The organism is Sphingobacterium sp. LZ11T8, assembly GCF_024261425.1.
Taxonomy (GTDB): domain Bacteria; phylum Bacteroidota; class Bacteroidia; order Sphingobacteriales; family Sphingobacteriaceae; genus Sphingobacterium.
Map to the genome: position 1 here is coordinate 92896 of NZ_JANBZY010000001.1, position 24561 is coordinate 117456.

The 24561-nt window shown below is 41.5% G+C and carries 19 protein-coding genes; 12 read left to right on the forward strand and 7 right to left on the reverse strand.

Annotated features, from left to right (window positions below; all coding sequences use genetic code 11):
• Positions 1 to 48: 48 nt before the first annotated feature.
• The gene (locus NLF99_RS00415; RefSeq protein WP_254526355.1) at positions 49 to 2310 is read right to left on the reverse strand and encodes a penicillin-binding protein 1A; all 2262 of its coding nucleotides are present in this window, start codon (positions 2308 to 2310) and stop codon (positions 49 to 51) included.
• Positions 2311 to 2534: 224 nt separating this feature from the next.
• On the opposite strand from NLF99_RS00415, the gene NLF99_RS00420 reads away from it, so the two are divergent.
• A complete protein-coding gene (locus tag NLF99_RS00420) occupies positions 2535 to 3752 on the forward strand; it encodes a TCR/Tet family MFS transporter (protein ID WP_254526356.1) in 1218 nt (405 codons plus the stop codon).
• On the opposite strand, the gene ispF is transcribed toward NLF99_RS00420, so the two are convergent.
• Both ispF and NLF99_RS00430 read right to left on the reverse strand, forming a co-directional pair.
• Entirely contained in the window at positions 3746 to 4231 is a 486-nt protein-coding gene (ispF, locus tag NLF99_RS00425) for a 2-C-methyl-D-erythritol 2,4-cyclodiphosphate synthase (RefSeq protein WP_093098616.1), read from the reverse strand. The genes NLF99_RS00420 and ispF overlap by 7 nt on opposite strands.
• A gap of 134 nt (positions 4232 to 4365) precedes the next feature.
• Complete coding sequence (locus tag NLF99_RS00430) at positions 4366 to 5187, reverse strand: glycogen/starch synthase (protein WP_093098612.1); 822 nt, start codon at positions 5185 to 5187, stop codon at positions 4366 to 4368.
• Positions 5188 to 5332: 145 nt separating this feature from the next.
• Between NLF99_RS00430 and panC the strand changes: the two genes are divergently transcribed.
• From panC to NLF99_RS00470, 8 genes are all read left to right on the forward strand, one after another.
• On the forward strand, positions 5333 to 6181 hold the full coding sequence (gene panC / locus NLF99_RS00435; protein WP_254526357.1) for a pantoate--beta-alanine ligase: 849 nt from the start codon (positions 5333 to 5335) through the stop codon (positions 6179 to 6181).
• A gap of 44 nt (positions 6182 to 6225) precedes the next feature.
• Positions 6226 to 6573, forward strand: coding sequence for an aspartate 1-decarboxylase (gene panD / locus NLF99_RS00440; protein WP_094255370.1), 348 nt, complete (start codon positions 6226 to 6228; stop codon positions 6571 to 6573).
• Between the two features lie 52 nt (positions 6574 to 6625).
• Positions 6626 to 6988, forward strand: coding sequence for a hypothetical protein (locus NLF99_RS00445; RefSeq protein ID WP_185210961.1), 363 nt, complete (start codon positions 6626 to 6628; stop codon positions 6986 to 6988).
• A gap of 172 nt (positions 6989 to 7160) precedes the next feature.
• Positions 7161 to 9500 (forward strand): TonB-dependent receptor, encoded by a 2340-nt coding sequence (locus tag NLF99_RS00450; protein ID WP_254526358.1) that lies wholly within the window; start codon positions 7161 to 7163, stop codon positions 9498 to 9500.
• Positions 9500 to 9973 carry a thioredoxin fold domain-containing protein gene (locus NLF99_RS00455; protein ID WP_254526359.1) on the forward strand — a complete coding sequence of 158 codons (474 nt, stop codon included), beginning with the start codon at positions 9500 to 9502 and terminating at the stop codon, positions 9971 to 9973. Before NLF99_RS00450 ends, NLF99_RS00455 begins: the two co-directional genes overlap by 1 nt.
• A 76-nt stretch (positions 9974 to 10049) precedes the next feature.
• Positions 10050 to 10619 (forward strand): FKBP-type peptidyl-prolyl cis-trans isomerase, encoded by a 570-nt coding sequence (locus NLF99_RS00460; RefSeq protein WP_185216018.1) that lies wholly within the window; start codon positions 10050 to 10052, stop codon positions 10617 to 10619.
• 306 nt (positions 10620 to 10925) lie between these two features.
• Positions 10926 to 12572: an NAD+ synthase gene (locus NLF99_RS00465; RefSeq protein WP_254526360.1), complete on the forward strand. Its 1647-nt coding sequence runs from the start codon at positions 10926 to 10928 to the stop codon at positions 12570 to 12572.
• A gap of 43 nt (positions 12573 to 12615) precedes the next feature.
• On the forward strand, positions 12616 to 13173 hold the full coding sequence (locus NLF99_RS00470) for a DUF4136 domain-containing protein (protein WP_254526361.1): 558 nt from the start codon (positions 12616 to 12618) through the stop codon (positions 13171 to 13173).
• Between the two features lie 593 nt (positions 13174 to 13766).
• Here the strand turns inward: NLF99_RS00470 and NLF99_RS00475 are convergent.
• From NLF99_RS00475 to NLF99_RS00490, 4 genes are all read right to left on the reverse strand, one after another.
• Positions 13767 to 14138, reverse strand: a complete 372-nt coding sequence (locus tag NLF99_RS00475) for a DoxX family protein (RefSeq protein WP_185210975.1) — start codon at positions 14136 to 14138, stop codon at positions 13767 to 13769.
• Between the two features lie 104 nt (positions 14139 to 14242).
• Positions 14243 to 15283: a GntR family transcriptional regulator gene (locus NLF99_RS00480; protein WP_185210977.1), complete on the reverse strand. Its 1041-nt coding sequence runs from the start codon at positions 15281 to 15283 to the stop codon at positions 14243 to 14245.
• Positions 15284 to 15322: 39 nt separating this feature from the next.
• Positions 15323 to 15616 (reverse strand): L-rhamnose mutarotase, encoded by a 294-nt coding sequence (locus NLF99_RS00485; RefSeq protein WP_254526362.1) that lies wholly within the window; start codon positions 15614 to 15616, stop codon positions 15323 to 15325.
• Positions 15617 to 15650: 34 nt separating this feature from the next.
• Complete coding sequence (locus NLF99_RS00490) at positions 15651 to 18500, reverse strand: alpha-L-rhamnosidase (RefSeq protein ID WP_254526363.1); 2850 nt, start codon at positions 18498 to 18500, stop codon at positions 15651 to 15653.
• Positions 18501 to 18732: 232 nt separating this feature from the next.
• Between NLF99_RS00490 and NLF99_RS00495 the strand changes: the two genes are divergently transcribed.
• The 3 genes from NLF99_RS00495 (at position 18733) to NLF99_RS00505 (ending at position 24558) form a co-directional block, all read left to right on the forward strand.
• Positions 18733 to 19047, forward strand: coding sequence for a GIY-YIG nuclease family protein (locus NLF99_RS00495; protein WP_254526364.1), 315 nt, complete (start codon positions 18733 to 18735; stop codon positions 19045 to 19047).
• 926 nt (positions 19048 to 19973) lie between these two features.
• Positions 19974 to 23063, forward strand: coding sequence for a TonB-dependent receptor (locus NLF99_RS00500; RefSeq protein WP_185210985.1), 3090 nt, complete (start codon positions 19974 to 19976; stop codon positions 23061 to 23063).
• Between the two features lie 10 nt (positions 23064 to 23073).
• Entirely contained in the window at positions 23074 to 24558 is a 1485-nt protein-coding gene (locus tag NLF99_RS00505) for a RagB/SusD family nutrient uptake outer membrane protein (protein WP_254526365.1), read from the forward strand.
• Positions 24559 to 24561: the final 3 nt, after the last annotated feature.

A 24561-nucleotide genomic window follows, 5' to 3' on the forward strand; every position in this document is an offset into this window, starting at 1 on the left:
CTTTATTTCTGAAGAATAAAGGTCTGGTCTAATTTATTAAAGAAACGGTTAAAATCCTAACCTATCGTCTTCCAATATTTGTGAATCGCTCTTCGAAGGATCATTTCCATAGAATTGCGAGAAGTTGGAACAGTTCATCTCGAACCTCGTGATTCCTCCAGGCGGCTGAGGAAAATCCTCCTGCGTATAATTCAGGTCCTTATCCTTGTACACCTTATTCATATACAGACCAAACACTGGCATCGCTGCAGCGGCACCTTGTCCATATTGCATACTACTAAAGCTGATTCCGCGATCCTCCGCACCCGTCCAAACCCCAGTAACCAGTTCCGGTGTAATACCGATAAACCAGGCATCAGAGTTATCGTTGGTTGTACCTGTTTTTCCTCCAATTGGATTTTTCAATCCACCAAAGTTAGGGTCCCATCTCAATCGGGAACCAGTACCCCCGTCCACAACACCTTTCAGCATATCTACCATCGCATAAGCTGTCTCACTGTTCAAGGCTTTCAATACTTTAGGTGCCTTTTCATAGATCGGAGAACCGTTTTTATCTTCAATTCTCAAGATCATCGTCGGCTCTACCCAAGTTCCTTGGTTTACAAATGCAGAATACGCTCCAACCATATCAAATAATGATGCATCATAGGATCCCAATGCTATGGATAGGTTGCTCGGAATATTCGAGTTCACACCCATACGTTTGGTCAGGTCTGCAACATTGGCTGCCCCAACTTCACTGATCAGATAGGCTGATGCAAAGTTTTGGGAATATTTGATCGCATTTTTCAAGGTAATAGGATCACCACCCTGGGTTGTTCCTCTTGGTGTCCAATCGCCATAGGTATGCATATGGTTAGGAACCGAAACACATGGTCCATATCCATTATCGATGGCGTATGCATAGACAAATGGTTTCGCAGTTGAACCTACCTGACGGGTACCTAATTTTACTTGGTCATATTTGAAATGTTCAAAATCAACACCACCAACCCATGCACGGATATATCCCGTTTGAGGTTCCATGGATATCATCGCATTACGCAAGAACAACTTGGTGTACTTGATGGAGTCCATCGGAGACATTACCGTATCCACGGCGCCCTTCCAGGTAAACAGGTTCATCGGAACTTTCTTCTCAAAATCTTTCTTGATCTGATCCTCCGATAGACCCTCCGCCTTCAAGACTCTATAACGGTCTGAACGTTTCATTCCCGTTACCAATAGATTGGCATTCTTTCCAGTAAAGGCATTCCTTCTTCTCCACTGCTTATCAAATTCATTCTGCAAACGACGCATCCACTCTTTTTGAGCTTCTTCTGCGTATTGTTGCATCTTGTAATTGATTGGCGTATATACTTTTAATCCATCACGATCTAGGTCGTATGGGGTTCCATCCGGTTTGGTAATTGCCAAACGTTGGAATTCTTTCTTGATCTCTTCTTTTAATACCGCACGGAAATAAGGCGCCAATCCTTCACCATAATTCGATATCGTCAATTTCAGGCCCAAAGGCTGCGCTTTATACTTATCGAATTCTTCATTGGTGATATAGTTCTGGTCCCTCATGTTCTGAAGCACCAAATTTCTTCTCGCAATCGCTCTTTCTGGGTAACGAACCGGAGAATAATAACCAGGTCCCTTCAACATTCCGACCAATAGCGCTGATTGATCCGGAGTTAATTTGTCCGGAGTGGAATTAAAGAAAGTCCTTGCTGCTGATTTTATCCCAAAAGTATTGTACGCTCCGAAATCAACCGTGTTGAAATACATCATCACAATCTCTTCCTTGGTATAGTTTCTTTCCAAACGAACGGAGGTAATCCATTCCTGGAATTTCTGCATAATACGTTTTAAGGAGTTCTTTTCCCTTTTCTCAGCGAAAAGATTCAGGGCCAACTGCTGTGTAATGGTACTACCACCTTGCTTGTTCCCAGCCAAGGTCAACAGTACAGTTGACATGGTACGCGAATAGTCGATTCCAGAGTGTTCATAAAAACGCTTGTCCTCTGTCGAGATCAAGGCTTGAACCAAGGATGGAGCCAATTCGGTATATTTTACGTTTGAACGGTTGTGAACGAAATAGGTTCCTAAGACCCTATTGTCATCGGTCAAAATTTCTGAAGCTAAATTACTTTTTGGATTTTCAAGATCCTTGAAGGTAGGCAACTTACCAAAAATACCAATTCTAACACTCAGGAGGAATAAACACGCAAAAGCCACCAAACCCAACAATACCTTCCAAAAGACCCCTGTATATCGTTTTACATCCTCTTCTGTAAGTTTACTACTTTTTGATTCTCTCTTCATTTGATAAATTAATGAAACAACGAACTTATCCTTACTACTTTAAGTCCATTTCCCTATAAACAGTAAGTGTGCCAAATCTCATTTGGCAACAACAAAAATACCATATTTTTCCCGATGTAAATAAATCTTGACCCTTATAGTTCCAAAAAATGTGGTCTAAGCTCCAAATTTCTTTCCTGATTCCGTTTTCAGGGGCAAAAAAAACAGTATATTTAGAGTAGCATATGCCGAAAATAAAATCTCAAGCCGGGTTACTTTTTATATTTATTACTGTAGTTTTAGACTCCATTGGTTTAGGAATTATTATCCCTGTAATGCCTGCCCTGATCAAGGAACTGATCCACGGCAACCTCAGCCAAGCTTCTGCTTATGGTGGCTGGTTGACTTTCTGCTATGCTTTCACCCAATTCTTCTTCGCCGCCATCCTCGGAAATTTAAGTGACCATTATGGGCGAAGACCTGTCCTGCTCTGCTCCCTTTTTGGATTTACCATCAACTACCTCCTGATAGGCTTTGCACCCAGTATTTTCTGGCTCTTCGTTGGAAGATTGGTCGCTGGAATCACCGGAGCAAGCCATACCGTGGCAGCAGCCTATATTGCCGATGTCTCAACCAAGGAAAATAAAGCTCAGAATTTTGGCCTGCTCGGTGCCGCCTTTGGTCTTGGATTTATTATCGGACCAGTAATCGGTGGAGTTTTAGGGCATTATGGCCCTCGATACCCATTCTTTGCCGCTGCAGGGCTTACCTTTCTCAATTTCCTATATGGTTATTTTGTGGTTCCCGAATCATTGCCTAAAGAACACCGCAGGAATTTCCGCTGGATCAATGCTAATCCGGTAGGAAGCTTCCGACATATCAGAAAATACCCCGTGATCATGCCCTTGGTCATCTGTATTTTCTTGATCAATATTGCCGCACATGCCGTGCAGAGTACATGGTCCTACTTTACCATGGAAAAGTTCCACTGGGATGAACGGATGGTGGGCTATTCCTTAGGGATCATTGGCGTCCTACTTACCATTGTGCAAGCTGGACTGATCCGAGTCATCATCCCTAAGATTGGCATACCAAAGAGTATAATTTTTGGGCTATTGCTGAATTGTATTTCCTTACTTGGTTTTGGATTGGCGGGAGGAACCTTAGCCCTTTTTGTCTCCAGTATTTTTTATGTATTTGCCGGAATCGCTGGACCTGCCATGCAGAGTTCCATCTCCAATCATACCCCAGCCAACGAACAAGGACAGATTCAAGGCGGTTTGGCCAGTATTATCAGTCTGACGGCCATCATCGGACCTTTACTCATGACAACCTTATTCTCCTATTTCACCAAAAAAAATGGCCCGATATATCTACCGAGCGCACCATTTTATCTTGGAAGTCTTTTAGCTTTGACGGCAACTGTTATTGCCATCAATTACTTTAGACGATTTAATCAATAATTTGTTTTCTCCAACAAACAGACTGCATATGCTACCACACCTTCTTCCCTACCTATAAAGCCCATCTGCTCATTTGTCGTCGCTTTAATGGAAACATCTTCAACAGAAATTCCGGCAGCCTCCGCAATATTCGCTTTCATCTGCGGAATATAAGGTTTGATCTTTGGCGCCTCTAAACAAAGCATCCCATCAATATTACCCAACTCAAAGCCCTTATCCTTGATCAACTTGATACAATGTCTCAACAGGTCCAAACTATTGGCTCCCTTCCAGCGATCATCCGTATTCGGAAAATGGTATCCGATATCTTCCAGATTTGCAGCACCCAAAATCGCATCGCAGATCGCATGCGCCAAAACATCCGCATCCGAATGCCCAAAAGCCCCCGCATGATGATCTAAGGTAACACCGCCAACAACAAATGGATGTCCCGCCTTCATCTGATGGACATCAAAGCCAAATCCTACTTTAATTTTCATGTAACGAAGATAAGGAATATTATTGAACCATAATATGGCTCGGCTTCGCTTGCCATACCCTGGTTCAAAATCAAAATCCAAAAAAGGGCAGAGAATTGATCTCTGCCCTTTTTTGGTCTCTTTTTATCCTCAGCTTAGGCTGAAACTTCTTCGTTTACGAACTCATCATATAGTTCAGAAAAGGCTTCATAGTCCTCATCTGACGAAGGTTCGAAGGTACGGATGTTATTTTCTTGGATGTAAGAAAGAATTTCCGGATTGATGTCTGCGTCGGCTTTCACGACAACGTCTGTAAAGGATAGAGCACCTTTATAGATATCAACATAACTGCCAGACCCATAATCCTTCAATTTGCTCGCATCAATGTCTGACTGCGCAGCCATCTCAGCATACTTGCTTCCTAAAGAATCGTTTCCGAATTCTTCATTGTACAAGGAGAAGAACACTTTGGAATCTTTGAATGTAGGATCATCCTGATAAACTGTTTTCAAGTAAGCAGGTACCATCGCGGTAAACCATCCATGACAGTGAACCACATCTGGCGACCATCCTAGTTTCTTAACGGTTTCCAAAGCGCCTTTACAGAAGAATAATGAACGCTCATTATTGTCTGCAAAGCCCTTACCATGCTCATCACGAAAAACTTTTTTCCGCTGAAAGTACTCTTCATTGTCCAAGAAGTACACCTGCATCCTTGCCGCTGGCAATGATGCTACCTTAATAATTAGCGGATTATCATTATTGTCCACCACTATGTTCATTCCCGACAACCTTATCACTTCATGAAGACGATTTCTGCGCTCATTAATATTACCAAAACGCGGCATCAGAATTCGGATTTCGAACCCTTTTTCTTGCATAGCATGTGGTAACTGGCGTGTTATTTCAGAAATTTTACTTAGTTCAAGGAAAGGCGACATTTCATGGGTTATAAACAAGATTTTCGTTTTTGCCATCTCCAACTGTTTTTTATATTATTGAATAGTAAAATCGGTCTACAAAGATACAATTAATTTATCAATTTTACAATTGATTAAAAATCATCATTTTATAATTTAAACTTTATTCCCCATTTTTGCACCTTATTTCTAATTTTTGACCGTGAAAATTTTTCGCACTAAACAGGAACTCCAACATGAACTTGCTGGAATCCGCCAACAAAATCAAGTCATCACCCTGGTACCAACCATGGGCGCGCTGCATGAAGGTCACCTCTCCTTGATCAACTATGCCAAACCCCTTACCGACATCACGGTATGTAGCATTTTTGTCAATCCAACTCAATTTAATGACCCTAAGGACCTGGAGAAATACCCACGCCCTATTGAAAATGATATCGCCCTATTGGAGTCGGTAGGCTGTGATATCCTCTTTATGCCGACCGTTGAGGAGATGTATCCTGAAAACGACCCAGAATGGCATATCAACCTAGGAAACCTAGATCAAATCTGGGAAGGTGAACACCGCCCTGGGCACTTCCAAGGTGTTACACAGATCGTTTTTAAGCTATTTGATCTGGTAAAACCGAACCAAGCTTGCTTCGGCCAAAAAGACTTCCAACAGGTCATGGTCATCCAACGCATGATTGACATCAAAAACCTGGACATCAAACTCCTGATCTGCCCTATTATCAGAAGTGAGGCAGGTTTGGCATTGAGTTCTAGAAATGCACGCCTTTCTGAAGAAGGTAAAGAAAATGCCCTAACTATAATTACTGCCCTTCGCTTTATCCAGGACAACCTGGAGCAGAAGTCCGTTGCTGAACTATTGGATGGAGCAAAAACAATTATTGCCTCCAACCCTGCTGTGGAATTGGAATACCTAAGTATATGTGAAACCAGCACCTTGGCCCCTGTCGACAATATCGAATCAGGCAAAGACTACGTTGCACTGATCGCTGCATGGGTAGAAAAGGTACGTTTGATCGACAACATATTACTTTCCCGTTAGAATAATTTTTAAGCTGTTTTATATTAAAAGAGTAACTTTGCATCATGATGATAGAAGTAATGAAATCAAAAATTCATAGAGCTCGCGTTACGCAAGCTGAATTGAATTATGTGGGAAGCATAACCATTGATCAAGACCTAATGGATGCTGCGGATATTATTGCCAATGAAAAAGTACAGATTGTCAACAATAATAATGGCGCAAGGCTTGAAACCTACGTCATTCCAGGTGAACGCGGTACTGGAACAATCTGCTTGAACGGAGCTGCTGCCCGCCTGGTACAGGTTGGCGATATCGTAATCATTATTTCTTACGCCTTAATGGAACGTGAGGAAGCAAGAAACCACAAACCATTGCTTGTGTTCCCAGATGAACACAATAAAATCGTTTAAACACTGATCTTAGCAATTTAATTGCTAATTTTAGCAGATATTTGACCAGTGCATGCATAGACTAACCTCATACCGCCAATTCGTTGCCCATTTCCTTCTAGTATGGATGTGTGGCATCATCGTCTCTGGCGTGGTCTTCATGCACAAAGAGGTCACCTCAACCGGGGAGATAGTCACGCACATCCACCCCTATAACCTTGGCGAAAAGAATCACCACCATCACCATTCCGATGCTGAAATCCGATTCTTGGATATTGTCTACCAAGGTTCTTACTTACATTGGTCCCCATTTGTATTTGAAGCACCGATCTTACCTGAATTCAATGTCTATGAATTCGGATTCAAGACCTTTAATATTGTTTTCCAAATCCACGATATCCGTGCTGGACGTGGCCCCCCTTCAATTTTAGCTTAATCAATATTTTTCTTTTTGAACCTATTGGCTCCAATCCTATATGCTATGGGATTATACTGCTCAATCAGGTTCGCAATTCATTAATTTACGTAGTGGCGCGAATGATGCCCTACCCTATTTGGATACCTGTTCTTTCAGGGATTCAAATGTAATTGAACAGTTAAAATTATATATGAAATTATTTCTACTCAGGAATTTCCTGATCATTATATGCCTTGGCCTAGGCAATCAGGCAGTCTATGCCCAAATTTCAGGTCGCGTAATCAATGACAAACAACAAGCTGTCCCAAATGCAACCATTCTATTGGATGGCACCAAAGTGGGAACTTCAACCGATAGCCTAGGATATTTCGAACTGGATACCAAAGGCCAAAACAGCAAAAGCCTTTCCGTAAGGGCGGTAGGCTACCAAAATGCTAAAAAACAGTTCAGTGCAAACGAATCAGGATTGAACATCGTCCTGCATGAAGACAACTTAAACTTGAACGAAGTGGTGGTCAGTGCTTCCCGTTACGGTATGGAAAGAAAAAAGGCGCCGGTAATCGTGAATGTATTGAGTCCTAAACTATTTACCGCAACACAGTCTGTGGCCATGTCTGAAACCTTGAACTACCAACCTGGGGTTCGGGTGGAAAACAATTGCCAAAACTGTGGCTTTACCCAAGTGCGATTAAATGGAATGGAAGGGGCATATTCACAGATCTTGATCAACTCGCGCTCTGTTTTCTCAGCCTTAAACAGTGTGTATGGCTTGGACCAGATTCCAACATCCATGATAGACCGCATCGAGGTGGTACGTTCAGGTGGTTCTGCCCTATTTGGTGCAAATGCCATTGCCGGAACGATCAATATCATTACCAAAGACCCTGTTGAAAACGATTGGCAGATTAAATCGACCAACTCCATCATCGATGGACAAGCTTGGGACAACACCATTGATTTCAACACCTCTTATGTAGACAATGATCTTAAAGCAGGTGCTACTTTCTACGGAATGCACCGTAACCGTCAAGCCTATGACGCAAATGGCGACGGTTTTTCGGAAATGACCAAATTGAAGAACATCACTTTTGGCACAAAAGCCTTCTATAAGCCTTCTGAATTCAATAAGATTACTTTAGACTTAAGTGCCTTGAATGAATTCCGAAGAGGTGGTGACAATCTGGACAAAGCTCCACACTTTACCGATGTAACGGAACAGTTAAGGACTAACACCTTCATCGGAGGTTTGACCTATGATCAGTATTCTAAGGATTACAAACATAAACTGTCCATCTATGGCTCCGGCCAGATCACCGATAGAGAAAGCTTCTATGGTGGTCTAGGAGGCGGCAGAACTGCTCAAGACAGCGTCTTGGCTTCCAATGCATACGGTGATACCGATGATTTTGCCATGGTTGTAGGTGCGCAATATACCTATACCTTCGAACGCGATGTCATAACAGCTGGGGTGGAATACAACAACAATAGAACTAAGGACAATATCCCTGGATACGCTCGACTGATCGATCAAAAGACACATGGAGTGGGTTCTTATGCGCAGTACGAGTGGAATATCCTCGAAAACCTTAAAACCTTGATTGGTGCCCGTTATGATTACACTTATGTGGATGGAAACTATAAATTGGCCGGATACAATAGAAATTCTGCCCAAAACTTTGGCACATTCAGCCCTAGGTTTACCTTACTATATGACATTACAGATTACCTGCAATTCAGGGGTGGATATGCCCGAGGATTCCGTGCTCCACAAGCTTTCAACGAGGATATGCACGTCACTTCCATCGGAGGGCAACAAGTGTTCGTATTGATCGGCGAAAACCTAAAGACCGAATATTCCAATGCCTACACGGGTTCATTTAACATTACCAAAAACTTTGGTTCTGTACAGACCAGTTTACTATTGGAAGGTTTCTATACCGATCTCCAAAATCCATTCACCAATATCATGACCTCCCAAGATGAAAACTTGATCATCCAGGAAATGCGCAATGGATCTGGAGCAAAGGTATATGGTTCCAACGTGGAATTGAATATTGCTCCATCTTCAAAATATAGTTTCCAGATGGGCGGAACGGTTCAACGCTCTGAATATACCGATGAGCAGCTCTTGTATGAAGGTAAAACTCCTGCAGAGAATATCAGCAGCAAAAAGTTTGTTCGTACACCAAACGTTTACGGTTACTTTAATGCCAACTGGAAACCATTGGAACCATTTAACGTTGACATTACTGGTGTTTACACCGGTAGTATGATCGTGCCGCATGTCTTGGAAGGCGAAGAGATGATCTTGAAAAACTCTCCAAATTTTGTGGAAGCAAACTTCCGTTTAGGTTACACTTTCTCCCTGAAGAAAGACTTCAGCATTGAAGTGTTCGGTGGAATGCAAAACGTCTTCAATGCTTTCCAAAAAGATTTTGACAAAGGCGCTTTGCGTGACTCCAATTATATCTATGGACCATCAAGACCAAGGACAGTTACCTTCGGTATCAAGGTAGGACATTTTCACTAATGAAGTTGTTACAATTCATATCCATAGCCATCCTATTGACGGCAGGTTCGCTCCAAGCTCAAGAGCGGAACGAACCTGCCGTCAACTGGCTTTCCTTTGAGCAATTGAGTGATTCTTTGACGGTTAGGCCCAAACCCGTATTGATTTTCTTTCATACTGATTGGTGTTCCTATTGCAAAAAGATGCTAGGAGAGAACTTTAAAGACCCACAAGTGATCGAAAAGCTCAATTCAGGATATTATGCCGTAGAGTTTGACGCAGAATCCGTAGATACCGTGAGATTCGACGGAGAGGTCTACGCGAGCGAATTAAAATCCAAAAGGACTGGAAAATATCACCCCTTGGCAAGTATTTTAATGGGCAGCAAAAACAGGGCTGTTTTCCCTACTACCATTATCTTAGACACCGATTTTTCCATGAAATTCAAAAAATTTAATTACTTAAGTATTAAGCAACTATTAAATATTTTATAAATTTATACCCGCAACTGTAGCGTATTAAAAAATTCATGCGTTATCAGAAGCATTATTAATGATACTAAAAACAAATATGAAAAACTTAAAATTATTCTTAGTTGCTCTTTTGGCTGTGGTAAGTGTTTCTTCTTGTATGAAGACGGAAACTAATGATTTTGATTATGAAGCAAATCAAAGAAGAATCGATTCAACTTTGAAAAAACAGGCTCCACTTATTGAAGCTTATGCAAGAGAGCATTTCGGTGATAACATAGATTCAGCTTACGGTATTTGGTACGAAGTATTGCCTACAACAGTTGATAGTGCTGCATTCGAATATGTTTCTGCAGGTAATGGTTGGGTACCAGTAATTGCAAACGTAAAATATAAAGGTGAATTAATGGATGGAAAAGTTTTTGAAGAAAAAACAACCGCTACTCAAATGACCATCAACAGATTAATCACTTCTTGGATGGTGATGTTCTACCCTAAAGCTTCATCAGGTTATTCTGGTGTTTTACCTCATGGATTATTAAAAGGAAATAAAGTGAGATTTATCGCTCCTTCTCCTTTGTGTTATGATAACCAAGCACAAGAAAATATCCCTGCGGATTCACCGCTGATCTTTACTATTGAAGTAACGGATATCAGAAACGCAAACTAAGCGCAAAAAATCAAATAATATTTACAAAAAGGCAATCGAAAGGTTGCCTTTTTCTGTTGGATCTCAACCTAAAAACCTAGATAGAAATTTGGGTTTCATTCGAGACTCATTCGAGACACATTCGGGAAATCCTTTCAAAGTATTCAATTCATTTTGCGAAAATTCCGAATGTGTCTCGAATAAGGTCAAAACAAAAGAGTGACTTCTAAATTCGTCCAGAAATTTTCTGGTATATGTTACTTTATGGCGTAAAGGCTTTAGCCGATAACTAAATTAAATTACTATTTTTACAATAAAAGTCAACACATGAAGATTGCTTTATCACAGCTCAACTACCATATAGGAAATTTCGAAAAGAACAATCAAAAAATTATCGACAGCATCCTGAAAGCAAAGAATGAAGGCGCTGAACTAATCGTATTTGCAGAATTGGCTATTGGAGGCTATCCTGCTAAGGACCTTTTGCGAAACACTGCCTTTTTACAGCAATGCTATCATAACATAGAGAACATTGCTGAACACTGTCAGGACATCGCCTGTATCATTGGCGCTCCAGTTCCGAATCAAGACGGAGAAGGAAAATCCCTTTACAATGCCGCTGTTTTGATCGAACAAGGACAAGTTAAGCAAATTACCAAAAAGAGCTTGCTCCCAGATTACGATGTTTTTGATGAGTACCGCTATTTTGAACCTAATGCACAGGTAAGCTGCATCAAATTCAAAGAGAAAACCATTGCGTTGACCATCTGTGAAGATCTATGGGATGATGATGGACCAAATTCTTATGTTGGCGACATCATGTTGGAGTTGGCCAAAGAGAACCCCGACCTGATCATCAATATTGCTGCCTCACCGTTTTCATATACCCATTTTGAAAGCCGAAAAAATGTATTGAAACGCAATGTGATTAAAGCAAGCGCTCCTTTAATCTATGTCAATCAAATCGGTGCCCAGACGGATATCATCTTTGATGGTCGTTCCTTGGCATTGAACAAAAAAGCTGAGGTAATTTTGGAATTAAAGGCTTTTGAGGAAGACCTACAGTTTGTGGAATTGATCAACAATGACCTGAAATCGACTGTGGAGTATAATCCACGCAAAACCTCGGAAATATCTTTGATCCATGATGCCTTGATCTTGGGACTAAGAGATTATTTTCAAAAATCAGGGTTTAAGTCTGCGATACTTGGGCTTTCAGGAGGTCTGGATTCGGCATTGGTTGCTGCATTAGCCTGCGAAGCCTTAGGTCCTGAAAATGTTCTTTCGATCCTGATGCCTTCGGTTTATTCTACGGACCACTCGCTGAAAGATGCCTTGGACCTGGTGGAGAATACCGGATGCCAACATCAGATTATTCCGATTAAAGATATTGCAGCTGCCTTTGAGTCTACTCTTGAAGAAACCTTTGCTGGCCGTGAGAAAGACACCACCGAAGAAAACATTCAGGCGAGAACCCGTGGCACCTTACTGATGGCGATTTCCAATAAATTTGGAAACATCCTTTTGAACACCTCTAACAAAAGTGAAGCTGCAGTTGGCTATGGCACCCTATATGGCGACATGGCTGGTTCAATCAGTGTCATTGGCGATGTTTATAAAACACAGGCATACGAGCTGGCAAAATACATAAACCGTGAACGGGAAATTATCCCTATCAATACAATCGTTAAACCGCCATCGGCAGAGTTAAGACCTGATCAAAAGGATTCGGATTCCCTACCTGATTATGATCTTTTGGATGCTGTCCTTTTCCAATTGATCGAAATGGAAAAATCCAAGGAGGATGTGATCAATTTAGGCTTCGAGGAAAGCTTGGTAAACAGGATCTATAAACTGCTTTGCAATGCGGAATTCAAAAGGTTCCAAGCTCCTCCTATCCTGCGCGTTAGCCCTAAAGCATTTGGCCCAGGTAGGTCCATGCCATTGGTTGCAAAATATTCGTTTGGGGGTTAAACTTTTTAAGGTAAAACACGTCTAATAAAATAAATTGAGATTTATGAAAAAGTTTTGGTCAATCATGCTACTTGGGGTAGTCTTCATTTTAGGCTCCTGTAGCCCCTATAAATATAATACCACGAGAGTCCAAACTTTGGACTTCGCACAATATAAAACATATGGTTGGTTACCTCCTGTAGACTCCCTTTCCAAGAACTACTTTACGAACGATATCGCCAGAAATAATATTCTGTCGACCGCAAACCGTGAATTAGAGGCAAGAGGAATGCGCTACAGCAAAGAAAATCCAGACATCCTGTTCCGTTATATCACGATTGTGAACAACAAAAGCAGAATGGTGTACGGAAATACAGGCTGGGGCTGGGGTGGTCCTTGGGGCTTTAGTCCATGGTGGGGCTACGGCTGGGGCGGAAGATCTTATCCGGTAGGAAAAGAAAAAGTCCGCTACTCCCACTTAATCATCGAAGCCTTGGACCGAAAATCAAATTCGGTGGTATGGCAAGCGAGAGGATCAGGTGAAATTCAAACCCCTGAAAAATCAATCAACAATTTACCGAAAGTGGTAGAAGGAATTTTTAAGGAATATCCAGTGAAATAGGAAAAACAGAAAAAGCGAGCGATGCTCGCTTTTTCTGTTTTTGGATTTGAGATGTGAGATATGAGATGTGAGAGAGTGGAAAGCGGCTATCTTTTTAGCTTTTTTTGTCATGTTGAGGAACGAAACATCTCGGAGCTATACCCTTTAATTCCCTCTGCCTGTCTTGTTGAGGAACGAAACATCTCGGAACTATAAATACTGATAATCAAAAAATGATAGCATTGGCGTACAGTTCTTCAATCTTCGATTGAAGATGACAGGCCATTTTTATAAGAACCGTACAGATTCTTCACTCCTCGTTCAGAATTGGAAATGTGCTAAAGAACCATCGGTCAATTATTTGTTTGATGCAGTTTAAATCTTGGTCTATCCTCTCATCCCTTTAATCCTGGTTCAAACGAAGGAATGGAAAAGAGTCAGCCAAAGGGATGATATTATTTTAGGTTTGTATGGGGCGGGGGTTTGCAATACGCCACTACAGTAGCACGTCCAAAAATAGTTAGAATGCCACGGTTATACCATGATCTTGGCCCATCCTCCCATCCCTTTAATCCTGGTTCAAACGAAGGAATGGAAAAGGGATCCGGAAGGTGCTATTTTATCATAGGCAGGTATCTCTTCCAGTTGTCGGCTATGATCCAAATATCAATCAATCCCAATACGGCAGCCATCGGCGCTCCTGAAGGATCTAAGGTAGCATGATGAAGGAATACTCCTATCAAGATAGGCAACAGGATTATAGCCCCTAATGCCCGCGTTTTGGGGATAGCGACCAAAAGACCTCCGATAATCTCCATCGTACCGACCAAGGGGATAAGCCATTTCAATTTCACTAATGCTGCTGTAATGGATAATTGTGCCTCTGTCAATTCAGGTGTCGGAATGATATTGATGAACTTGGCTGTTCCAAAGAAGATAAAGGCCAAGCCAAATAGGGTAAAAATAACAGTCTTTACGATTTTCATAAGGTTATTGCTTTTGTAACCTGATATTGAACAGATTACAGAACAAATTGTTTATGAACGGAAACGATTTTTGATGATCCTTACTTACTAAATTTACTAACTCATTAAATTGATGACCTTTGCTTCAGGTAAAAAGGAACTTCTACATGATCTTTCGATTTGTTCTTGATAAGCTCTGCCGCCATCTTACCCATCATTTCAAAATCAGTGGAAATCGTGGTGATCCCATTGAGGATAAATTTCTTTAATGGGGTTTCATTGTAGGAGATTACCCCTACATCTTGCCCTATCTTGAGGTTCTTTTTAATGATCTTGTCCAATAGCTTAACCAGGTCATCTTCTGCGATATTGATATAACAGCTACCCAATTCAATTTTTTCCTTCTCCAATTCACTGACTAGAGAATGGTTGAACGCATATTGCTGGGCAAATTTATAGAAACCCTTGATAATCGCTTTGGGGTAGTCACTATTGTCCGGAAAGATCAGGTTCAGGGTATGGTACTTACTCAGAGAAGGAAGGGCCTCTTCCAATGCCCCATAGATGTCCTTCTCATAATTCTCATATACCGCTGCAAAATCCCCTTGTATATCATCTATATACTTACCCAATAGGATCAACTTTTCAGGTGGAATCAATTTATTGATAATATCAGGAGCTTGATCCCTTCCTTCCTTAAAATGAGGGAAGAGCACATAATAATCATAGGTCTTCGTCAATCCACCTAAAAGGGTCCGCAGATAGGTGATATCTGAGTTATATACAAAAAGATCGAGGGCGGCATCATCTTCCAATTCTCTTGCAAAGGAATCATAAACCAACTTTTTATGGGCACTGAGCTTATTAAGGAGGATCGCGATCTTCTGTCTCTGTTTGACATCTGTGGTCGCAATGTAATATCCTTTACCCGGAATGGAGGCGATGACTTCCGCATTTTTAAGGAACTTATATGCTTTTTCCACGGTATCCCGAGAAATATCCACATACACCGAAAGTTCATTGATGGAGGGTAGCATATCCTCTTTTTCCAATGCACCGTTCTTGACCGCATCGATAATAGCACTGGCTAGCTGCTTGTATTTTGGGGTAGCAGAAAAGTCACTAATCTGGATGGTCTTTAAGAAATCAGTTACCTTGGAAGTCATAAGATATGTATTACAATATAGGTTTACTTTGTATACATCCTAAGGTAAGTAAAATACTTGTTTTAAGGGAAAAGTTTTTGGTGAATAATCTGCATTGGTTTCCATCAGATCCTTCATATAGGCCCACCATTCCTTCATAATGGGATCTGCCTTTAATTTTTGTTCTTCAAATCCCTCAGCCAAGGTCTGCACCGCAAAGAGATCCAAGGTCTCCGGATCTAAAAAAATGGAATAATCAGATATCCCATTCTCTTTTAAGAGTTTTGCCAATTTCGGCCAAATCTGCTGATGCCGACGAAGATATTCCGCTTCATTGCCCGGCAGAAGTTTCATTTTAAAGGCTACCTGTTTCATAAATCTATTTACATTAAAGAGCTGTTCTGATTGTATACTTACCCGAGCCAAGTTCGACCAAGATTTCCCCATCTAGTTTCTTTAAGGAACGCACGAGGTTGTTTCGATCAATGGGTTCTCCATTTATTTTTACATCCTTTAGATCCTCCGTATTTATACTGCAATAAGCGACCACATTGACTGGAATCTGGATTTCCTGCATGACCTCCTTTTCCGATCTGCTCCATGCACTTTTGATGTTGCCAGCTATGGAACGATAGGATCCCGCTACCTCATTGATTCCAAAATCACCAATTTCAGGCTGTATATAGACCTCCTGGAAACCATTTTCTTTCAACTTTATGCCGAGCAAATGCTCAAACATCCATTCGTTTACCGAACCGAAAGCATAGTGTGAGAAAGAATTCATGGCTGCATTATGGATAAATCCTTTTTCCTTGCTATAGCTATCCCAACGTTCCCAAATGGAAGTCGCTCCATTTACCACCTCGTAGCCTAAGGATGGGTATTCAGTACTTTGTAAGAGCATGTAAGCCTTATCAGTTGAACCAGAAGCAGTCAATGCTGGCAAAAGCGGTTTGAAACCCAAGAAACCGGTACTCAACTTATTGCCATTGGCTTCCAAAAGCTCTCGGAGATATTTACCTGCCAAGGCTTCATCCTGCTCATCCAATATCCCTGAATACAATGCATTGGCATAGGCGGTTTGGGTATGGCCAGAAAAGCCGTTTTGACCTTCCACATAGCCTTCACCCTTTCCATAGAACGCGGAATTGGTTTTCAGTTTTCCATGTTCGTCCATATAATGTTGTTTGAACCCCATCTTAACGGCAAAGGACTCCTTTTCATAATCCGTAGCTAGTTGCATATCTCCAATTGCACGACACATCTCAGCCATCAATTTATTGCAGTAGAAATAGTAGGTTGTGGCCAATAGATCAGGACTTGTCTTTTCTCCTACCGACAACCAATCTCCAAATCCACCTTTTGGGTTTACATCTTCAAAAGCTCCTTCCTGCAACACATTGCCTTTCGTTCTGGACTTTAGGAAAGCCATAAATTTCCTCATAAATGGAAGTGACTCCCGAACAATGCGAAGGTCATTATAGGCTTTAAAATATTCATACGTGCAGATAATCCCCGCCTCAGACCAGCCCGGTGAGAAAGAATCGGATGCTCTGATTGCAGCTACCCCTTCTGCATTAACTGGCATAGGGGCATAGATGGGATAGGCACCATTCGGCCATTGGGAATCATTCAGGTCTTTGATCCATTTCTTGTGGAATGGCGCAACATCGGCATTGAAGATCGCCGAACGCATATATACTTGGGCATCACCCGTCCAGCCCAACCTTTCATCCCTTTGCGGACAGTCGGTCGGTATATCTAGATAATTAGCTTTCTGGGTCCAAAGGATATTACTGTAAAGCTGATTTAGCATGGGATTGTCGGATTCAAAACTTCCTACCTGGTCGAGATCCGAACTCATCACCAAGCCTGTCAAGAAATCAAGGCTAGGTTCCACTTTCAATCCGGTAACTTCCACGAACTGGAACCCATGAAAGGTGAAGCTAGGACTCCACTCCTCATTCTTTGACCCGTTTAGGATGTATGTATCCGTAGCTCTCGCTTTTCGCAGGTTATCCGTCATCAGCTTACCATCAGGAAACAGCATTTCTCCATATCGAAAGACCAGGGAATCTCCTTTGCTGCCATTGATCTTTAACCGGATATTACCAGCGAAGTTTTGGCCAAAATCCACGATATATTGACCTTCAGCAATTTTCTTAATGGACTTGGCGGATAACTCCTGCAATACCCGAACTGGATTACTTGGATAGATTTCAAGTTCCTGCCCTTCTTGGTCTGGAAACTCTTGGATATCGGTCCACGCACTTGCATCGAAACCAACCCTATTCCATCCCTGTGGTTCCTTTCTGGCATCATGCTTTTCACCTTCCAAGAAATCTGATTCCAGTATGGCACCAGTACTGTATTTCCAACGTGAATCTGTGGCAATATGCTCCTTGCTCCCATCCTCGTAGGTTACATCGATCTGTGCCTTCAAAAGGGGAAATTTTCCATAGAACTGGTTTACCTGCGGGGAACCGACCAACAAGGCATAGCCTAAATAACCGGCATACCAGCCACTGGATAATATGGCGCCAAACACATTGTTTCCATCGCTCAATTGGTCTGTGACATCATATACATTGTAATATACACGCTTATTATAGTCAGTCCAACCTGATGCAAAATAACCGCGCCCTATCTTTTCTCCATTGACATAAAAATTATGGAGTCCAAGGGAGCTAATGTATAATCGCGCGGATTTAATCTTCTTCTTTAGAGAGACCTCTTTTCGTAAATATGGCGAAGGTGGTAAATGATATTCTCCTTTAGGAGCTAAGTGGTTTAAATCAACCCCGATCCACTTTGCTTTCCAATCCTCTGGGTTAGGTTTCGCCAATTCCCAATATTGGATTTCCGACCATTTGCCAACTCTATCCTTTTCATCCCAGGAGCGGACCTTCCAATAAACCCGTTGTCCAGACTGAAGTAACTTTCCAGCATATTCAATCTGATTGGTTTGGTTGCCATTTACCTTTTTGCTGTCCCAAAGGTCTGCTTGGTTCTTTCTAAGCAAGGCTTCCGAACTGGCTACCATAACCTGATAAGCTAATTGAGATTGGTTGAATCCCTTGCCTTCAAGCTCCCAACTCAATCGCGGTTTACTTTCTTCTACATAGGGATTGATCTTATATTCTGTACGCAGATATTTAGGCTGTATGCTAGCATACGAAGCTGCAAGGTTTAACAACAAGCCTAGACAAATACAGCATACTATCCTTAGGGTCCCCATTCGTTATGATTTAATCAGGTATAATATTTTAGGTACTTCAATTTCGGAAATTACCTTTCCATTTTCATCCTTTTTATGCAATAGTTTTATTAAGTGGATAAGTTTTGGAAGAAAAGCGGGATTGATTAAAGATAGGAATGGGTCAGGGAAAGACTATCCTGTTCTATCAGGTGGGGGGATTAATTAATAAAAAGTAAAGTTCTAAGTAATACAGAACCCCTACCTTATTGACATGAAGCCAATCAAAAGATTATATTTTGTCTATATAATTACAAATCTATCAAGGACTGTCCTTTACACTGGAGTTACCAATAATTTGAGATATCGATTATATCAACAGGAGTTTCAAAATTATGGAATGAATAGTTTTACAAAAAAATATAAGATAAAATACCTCTTGTTTTATGAGATTTTCGAGAATATACGTGCGGCTATTAGTAAAGAAAAAGAAATTAAGGGATGGACCAGAGCGAAAAAGGAAGCATTAATAAATGATTTTAATCCAGAATGGAAGTTTCTTAACGATGAAGCAGAAGAATTACACTAGATCCTAAACCAATTCCTGATTAGTGAGTGAAAAGTGTTTTTGTGAGTTTCTTTTATTTTGTCATGTTGAGGCACGAAACATCTCGGAACTTTATGGAACTCAGGTCAAAATCGTACTCCGAGACCCTTCTTTCATCAGGGTGACACGACTAAAATACAACCCATCGGTGTGTCATGTTGAGGCACGAAACATCTCGGAACTTTATGGAACTCAAGTCAAAATCGTACTCCGAGACCCTTCTTTCATCAGGGTGACACAACTAAAATACAACCCATCGGTGTGTCATGTTGAGGCACGAAACATCTCGGAACTTTATGGAACTCAAGTCAAAATCGTACTCCGAGACCCTTCTTGCATCAGGGTGACACGACTAAAACACCTCTCAAATCTCCCCTCCTTTTCTCCCCTCCAATCCTCATTCAAAACCATTCTACAGGACGGTGCAGGATGCTCAACCTAAAGTGGATAGCTATATTTGGATTACAGCCAAAGTATTGGCAACCTATAACTAATAACTAATTCCGGTAGCTCTTCAACCTAGACTGCCAATAAACCAAATGAAAAACGAAAACATGTATTACTTAGAAAAAGGATGATCTGTTATTGAACAATAACATTGAAAAAGACCAATAAAAAAACCGACAGTGTTCCCGCACTATCGGTTCAATATCAATGGTCTTTTTAAACTAACCAAGAGGGTCGAAACTCTTTATTGTTTAACCATTTAACTTTGCAAAGGTATGCAATATGACCAATTAAACAAAACTAAAAACCATCGATCAATTGCGCCTATCGTAACATTTAGGAGGGTTTTAGGGTTCACATTCGGAAATGAACCCAAGAAAAGATTCCTGCAATTATCGTTGATCTTTCCTGCTTTGATTCTATCGCAGGCCGGCTATTCCGAGGTCAACAATTATTCTACTATGAATAAAGAAACACACAACATCTCCGTGGAACATAACACGGGCATCAGCAACTTAAACTTGTTTGGCCAAGAGAAAATCAAGGTCACAGGAACGGTTAGTGATGCCAATGGGGTTCCTATTGCTGGTGTTTCTGTTCGCGTAAAAGGCACGAACTCGGCGACTGCAACCGATGAAAACGGAAATTATGAAATCGAATTGAACAAAGGCCAAACCCTGACCTTTGACAATATTGGTTTCACTTCGAAGGAAATCGTTGTCAATGCTGCTGGTACACAAAACATTGCATTGGACAGTAGCAGTGAGGACATTACCGAAGTGGTAGTCGTTGGTTATGGTAGTCAGCAGAAAAAAGACGTTACTGGATCGATTGCCGCTGTGTCTATGAAAAATGTAAAAGGACAGGCTATCGCTAGTCCTGACCAAGCATTAACCGGACAACTTTCGGGAGTACAGGTCAGTAATTCCAATGGTACTCCAGGTGGTGGACCAAGGATTCAGATCAGGGGAATTGGGGCAATTGGTGCTGGTAGCCAGCCACTCTATGTTATTGATGGATTTCCAGTTCCTGGATCTTCCAGTGAAAGGGGAAATCCTTTGGCAACCATCAACCCCAACGATATTGAGTCGATGACCGTATTGAAGGATGCTTCTGCCACGGCAATTTATGGTTCTAGAGGCTCTAATGGGGTAATCTTGATCAATACCAAACGTGGTACGGATGGTAAGATGAGAATCGATGTAGCGGCAAGTTCCGGCTTACAACAAGTCCCTCAGAAAGGTAGACCCAACCTGATGAATGCTGCAGAATTTGCACAATTCAGGAAAGAGGCCATCGAAGATAAAATCAGGTTTGAAGAAGGAAGGGAACCCACAATAAATGATATCCCTGAAGAATATAGAAACCCTGCTGCATTGGGTGAAGGTGTGGATTGGTATGATGCAGTTACCCGAATCGCTCCGATGTCGGATATCAACGTGAATTTCTCTGGTGGTAATGAAAGCATTCGTTCTTTTGTGTCTGCAGGATATTTGAACCAGAAGGGCGTGATGTTGAACTCGGGCTTTGACCGTTTCTCCATCCGTGCGAATGTGGAAGGGAATTTTGCAAAGAAATTAAAATTAGGGATGAACATCAACCCTACCCTATCCTACATTGAAGGTGGAATCAATGGACAAGGACGGGATGAATTCTTTGAGATCACGACTCCTGTCGCCAAAATATATAACGATGATGGCTCCTATGTTCCGTATATTCAATCTGCTGGAACTTTTGGGAACCCAAATCCTGTGATGTTCTTAAATGAGCGGACCAACAAGAGCTCCAAGTTAAAGCTATTGATGAGTACCTATGCAGAATATAGCTTTTTGGACAACCTAAAGTTCAAGACTACCTTCAACGTAGACTATCAAGATGAAAGTGGCGAGACCTTTAGACCTTCCACTCTACCTAATCAAAATGCCCCTGGTGCATCTATTCCTAGCGGAAGTTATGGAAGAGGCCAATACATCAACTGGGCAAATGAAAACACCTTAAACTACGATTACTCTTCAGATAACGGACATTCGATTTCTGCATTGGCAGGTTATTCCATCCAAATGCAAAAGAACAAGAATGCCAACTTCAACGGTGCCCAATTCCCAGATGACGACATTCAGACCTTGAATGCTGCAGCAAGAATAACCGGAGGCACAGGAATTGAAGACTGGGGATTGATATCCTATTTAGCTAGGGTTAACTACTCCTACCTAGATCGATATATCTTGACAGGGTCTTTCCGTGCGGATGGCTCCTCAAGATTTGGTAAGGACAATCGCTGGGGTTCTTTCCCATCGGTTGCAGTCGGTTGGCGATTATCCGAAGAAGCTTTCCTGAAAGATAAAGAGTGGATTGATGAGTTAAAACTGAGGGCTTCTTATGGACGTTCAGGTAACTTCAATATTGCCAATTATGCTTCTTTAAGCAGCATCGGTGCTTCCAACTATATTTTTGGAGGCGGATTGGCACCAGGTCGTGTGATGAACAGTCTTGGAAACAGCTTCCTAGGTTGGGAAAGGATGAAGGAGTTGAACATTGGTTTGGATTTCACTACATGGAATAACCGTTTGACTTTAACCGCCAACTATTATAAACGTAACACCTTAGATCTATTATTGAATACCCCAATTCCTAACTCATCAGGATTCGGCTCCGTCGTAGAAAATCGTGGTGATGTCGAAAATAAAGGTTTCGAGTTCTCAATCAGTTCAGCAAATATTGCCCGTGAAAACTTTACCTGGAATACCGACTTCAATATTTCATTCAACCGCAACAAAGTCATTGCCCTCGGCCGTAGTACAGACCCTATCTTCTCAGGACAGAGTTCGGAAGGAAACTTTACCAATATCACCGAGATTGGTCAACCGGTAGGTATGATCATTGGCTATGTGGTAGAAGGAATTTATCAAAATCAAGCAGATGTAGACAATAATCCAGCATTCCCAGGAGCAATCCCAGGGAACTTAAAAATGAAGGATGTGAACGGAGATGGCCAGATTACACCAAATGATGACTTTGCGGTAATCGGTAATCCTTATCCTGACTTCAACTTTGGTATGACCAATACCTTGACTTATAAAGCATTCGATTTCCGAGTGATGATGGTGGGTTCCATGGGACAAGAAATGTTGCATGCAACCAGGTTCTATACGGACAACATCGACGGGGTATTTAATGTGCGTAAGGAGGTTGCTGATCGTTGGAGATCAGAATCTAATCCAGGTAGTGGTCTGGTACCAACAACCAATGGTACTGGTAGAGGCCGTGTAATGTATCGTGATACCCATTCCCTATTTGTCCAAAAGACAGATTACCTATGGATAAAGAACATTACAATAGGCTACTCCCTCCCTAAGAGCATTGGTGGAGTGTTAAACAACCTTAGGATTTATGCTAACCTTCAGAATCCATTCTTATTTACCAATTATGATGGAAACCCAGAAGGAACTAACATAAACAGAGGGGATATAAGTCCATTGGTACCAGGGATCGACTATTCGGCTTACCCTGTTCCAAAGATTTACACATTAGGGTTGAATTTCAATTTTTAAGACAAGGATTATGAAACTAAGATATATTCTATTAGGTCTAGGGTTATTGAGCATGAGCTCCTGCAATAAATTATTGGATGTAAAACCCTATACCTTTTCCAGTGGAGAGAACTATTATGAAAACGAAGGACAGATCCTTCGGGCAGTAAATGGTGCATACAGCAGATTGCAGGTACTCTATACGAGTGATTTCAATGCAATGACAGAGATGAGATCGGACAATACCAATTATCAATATGATGAAACGGACCGTGGCGTGCAGCAGCGGGAAGAAATTGATGAATTCTTGATCACCTCTTCCAATAACTACGTGAATACCACTTGGGTAAACCTGTATGTTGCGATTCAACAATCCAACGCCATCATCAGCAGGATTGATCAAGTACAGTTCTCGGATGAAAAATTAAAGTTACAATACCTGGGAGAGGCCAAGTTTTTGAGAGCATTTTCGTACTTTCATTTAGTAAGACTTTTTGGTGAAGTTCCTTTGCTGACGAAAGAGGTTGCAAATCCTTCGGATGCATTCTCGGATGGCAAAAAAGGTACAGTAGACGAAATTTATGCAGTCATTATCCAAGATGCTAAGGATGCCATTGCAAACTTACTTCCAAGCTATGACAAAGGAAGCGTAGGAAGAGCGACCAAAGGAGCAGCCTATACGCTATTGGGTGAGGTCTACCTAACAAGAAAGCAATATGCTGAGGCAGTAACCAATTTTCAAGAAGTAACCAAATTAGGCTATTCATTGATGCCAGATTACGCATCCTGTTTTAGTCCTAATTCAAAGAATAATGCAGAGTCAGTTTTTGAAGTACAGTTTGATCAATCAGTAGAAGGTGAAAACAGTAACTTCATTTTCATGTTCGGCCCAAGGAATGCAAAGATGCAATTGGTCGGTTTCTCCGGAAACTTAGGTGGAAGCAACATTCCTACACCGAGCATATATAACGCCTATGAACAGGGAGATGTGCGTAGAGATAAGTCTATTCAAATGTTCAACGACCCTTCAAATGCAGCATTTCAAGAGTCAAAAGCATTTGGAGGAAGTATGCCATTTATCAAAAAGTACTATCACGCACCTTATATCGAGGATGGAAGATCGAATGAAAACTGGCCAATCTATCGCTATGCACACGTCCTTTTGATGTTAGCAGAAGCGCAGAATGAGGTAGGCTCAGGAGATCCAACGGCAAACCTGAATCTCGTAAGAAAAAGAGCTGGATTGAAACCTTTGTCAGGACTAGCCAAAGACGCTTTGAGAACGGCCATTGCAAATGAAATAAGAGTTGAAGTTGCCTTTGAAAACCATAGGTGGTATCAACTTCTGAGAACTGGAAAAGCCATTGAAGTGATGACTGCTCATGGTGCCGAGGAAAAGAAAAGATTGACTCGACTGAGCAGTGCTTCATATAATATCCAACCGTTCAAACTCCTTTATCCGATCCCTCAGCGTGAGGTTCAGATCAATGGAATCAAACAGAATGAGGGTTGGTAGGCA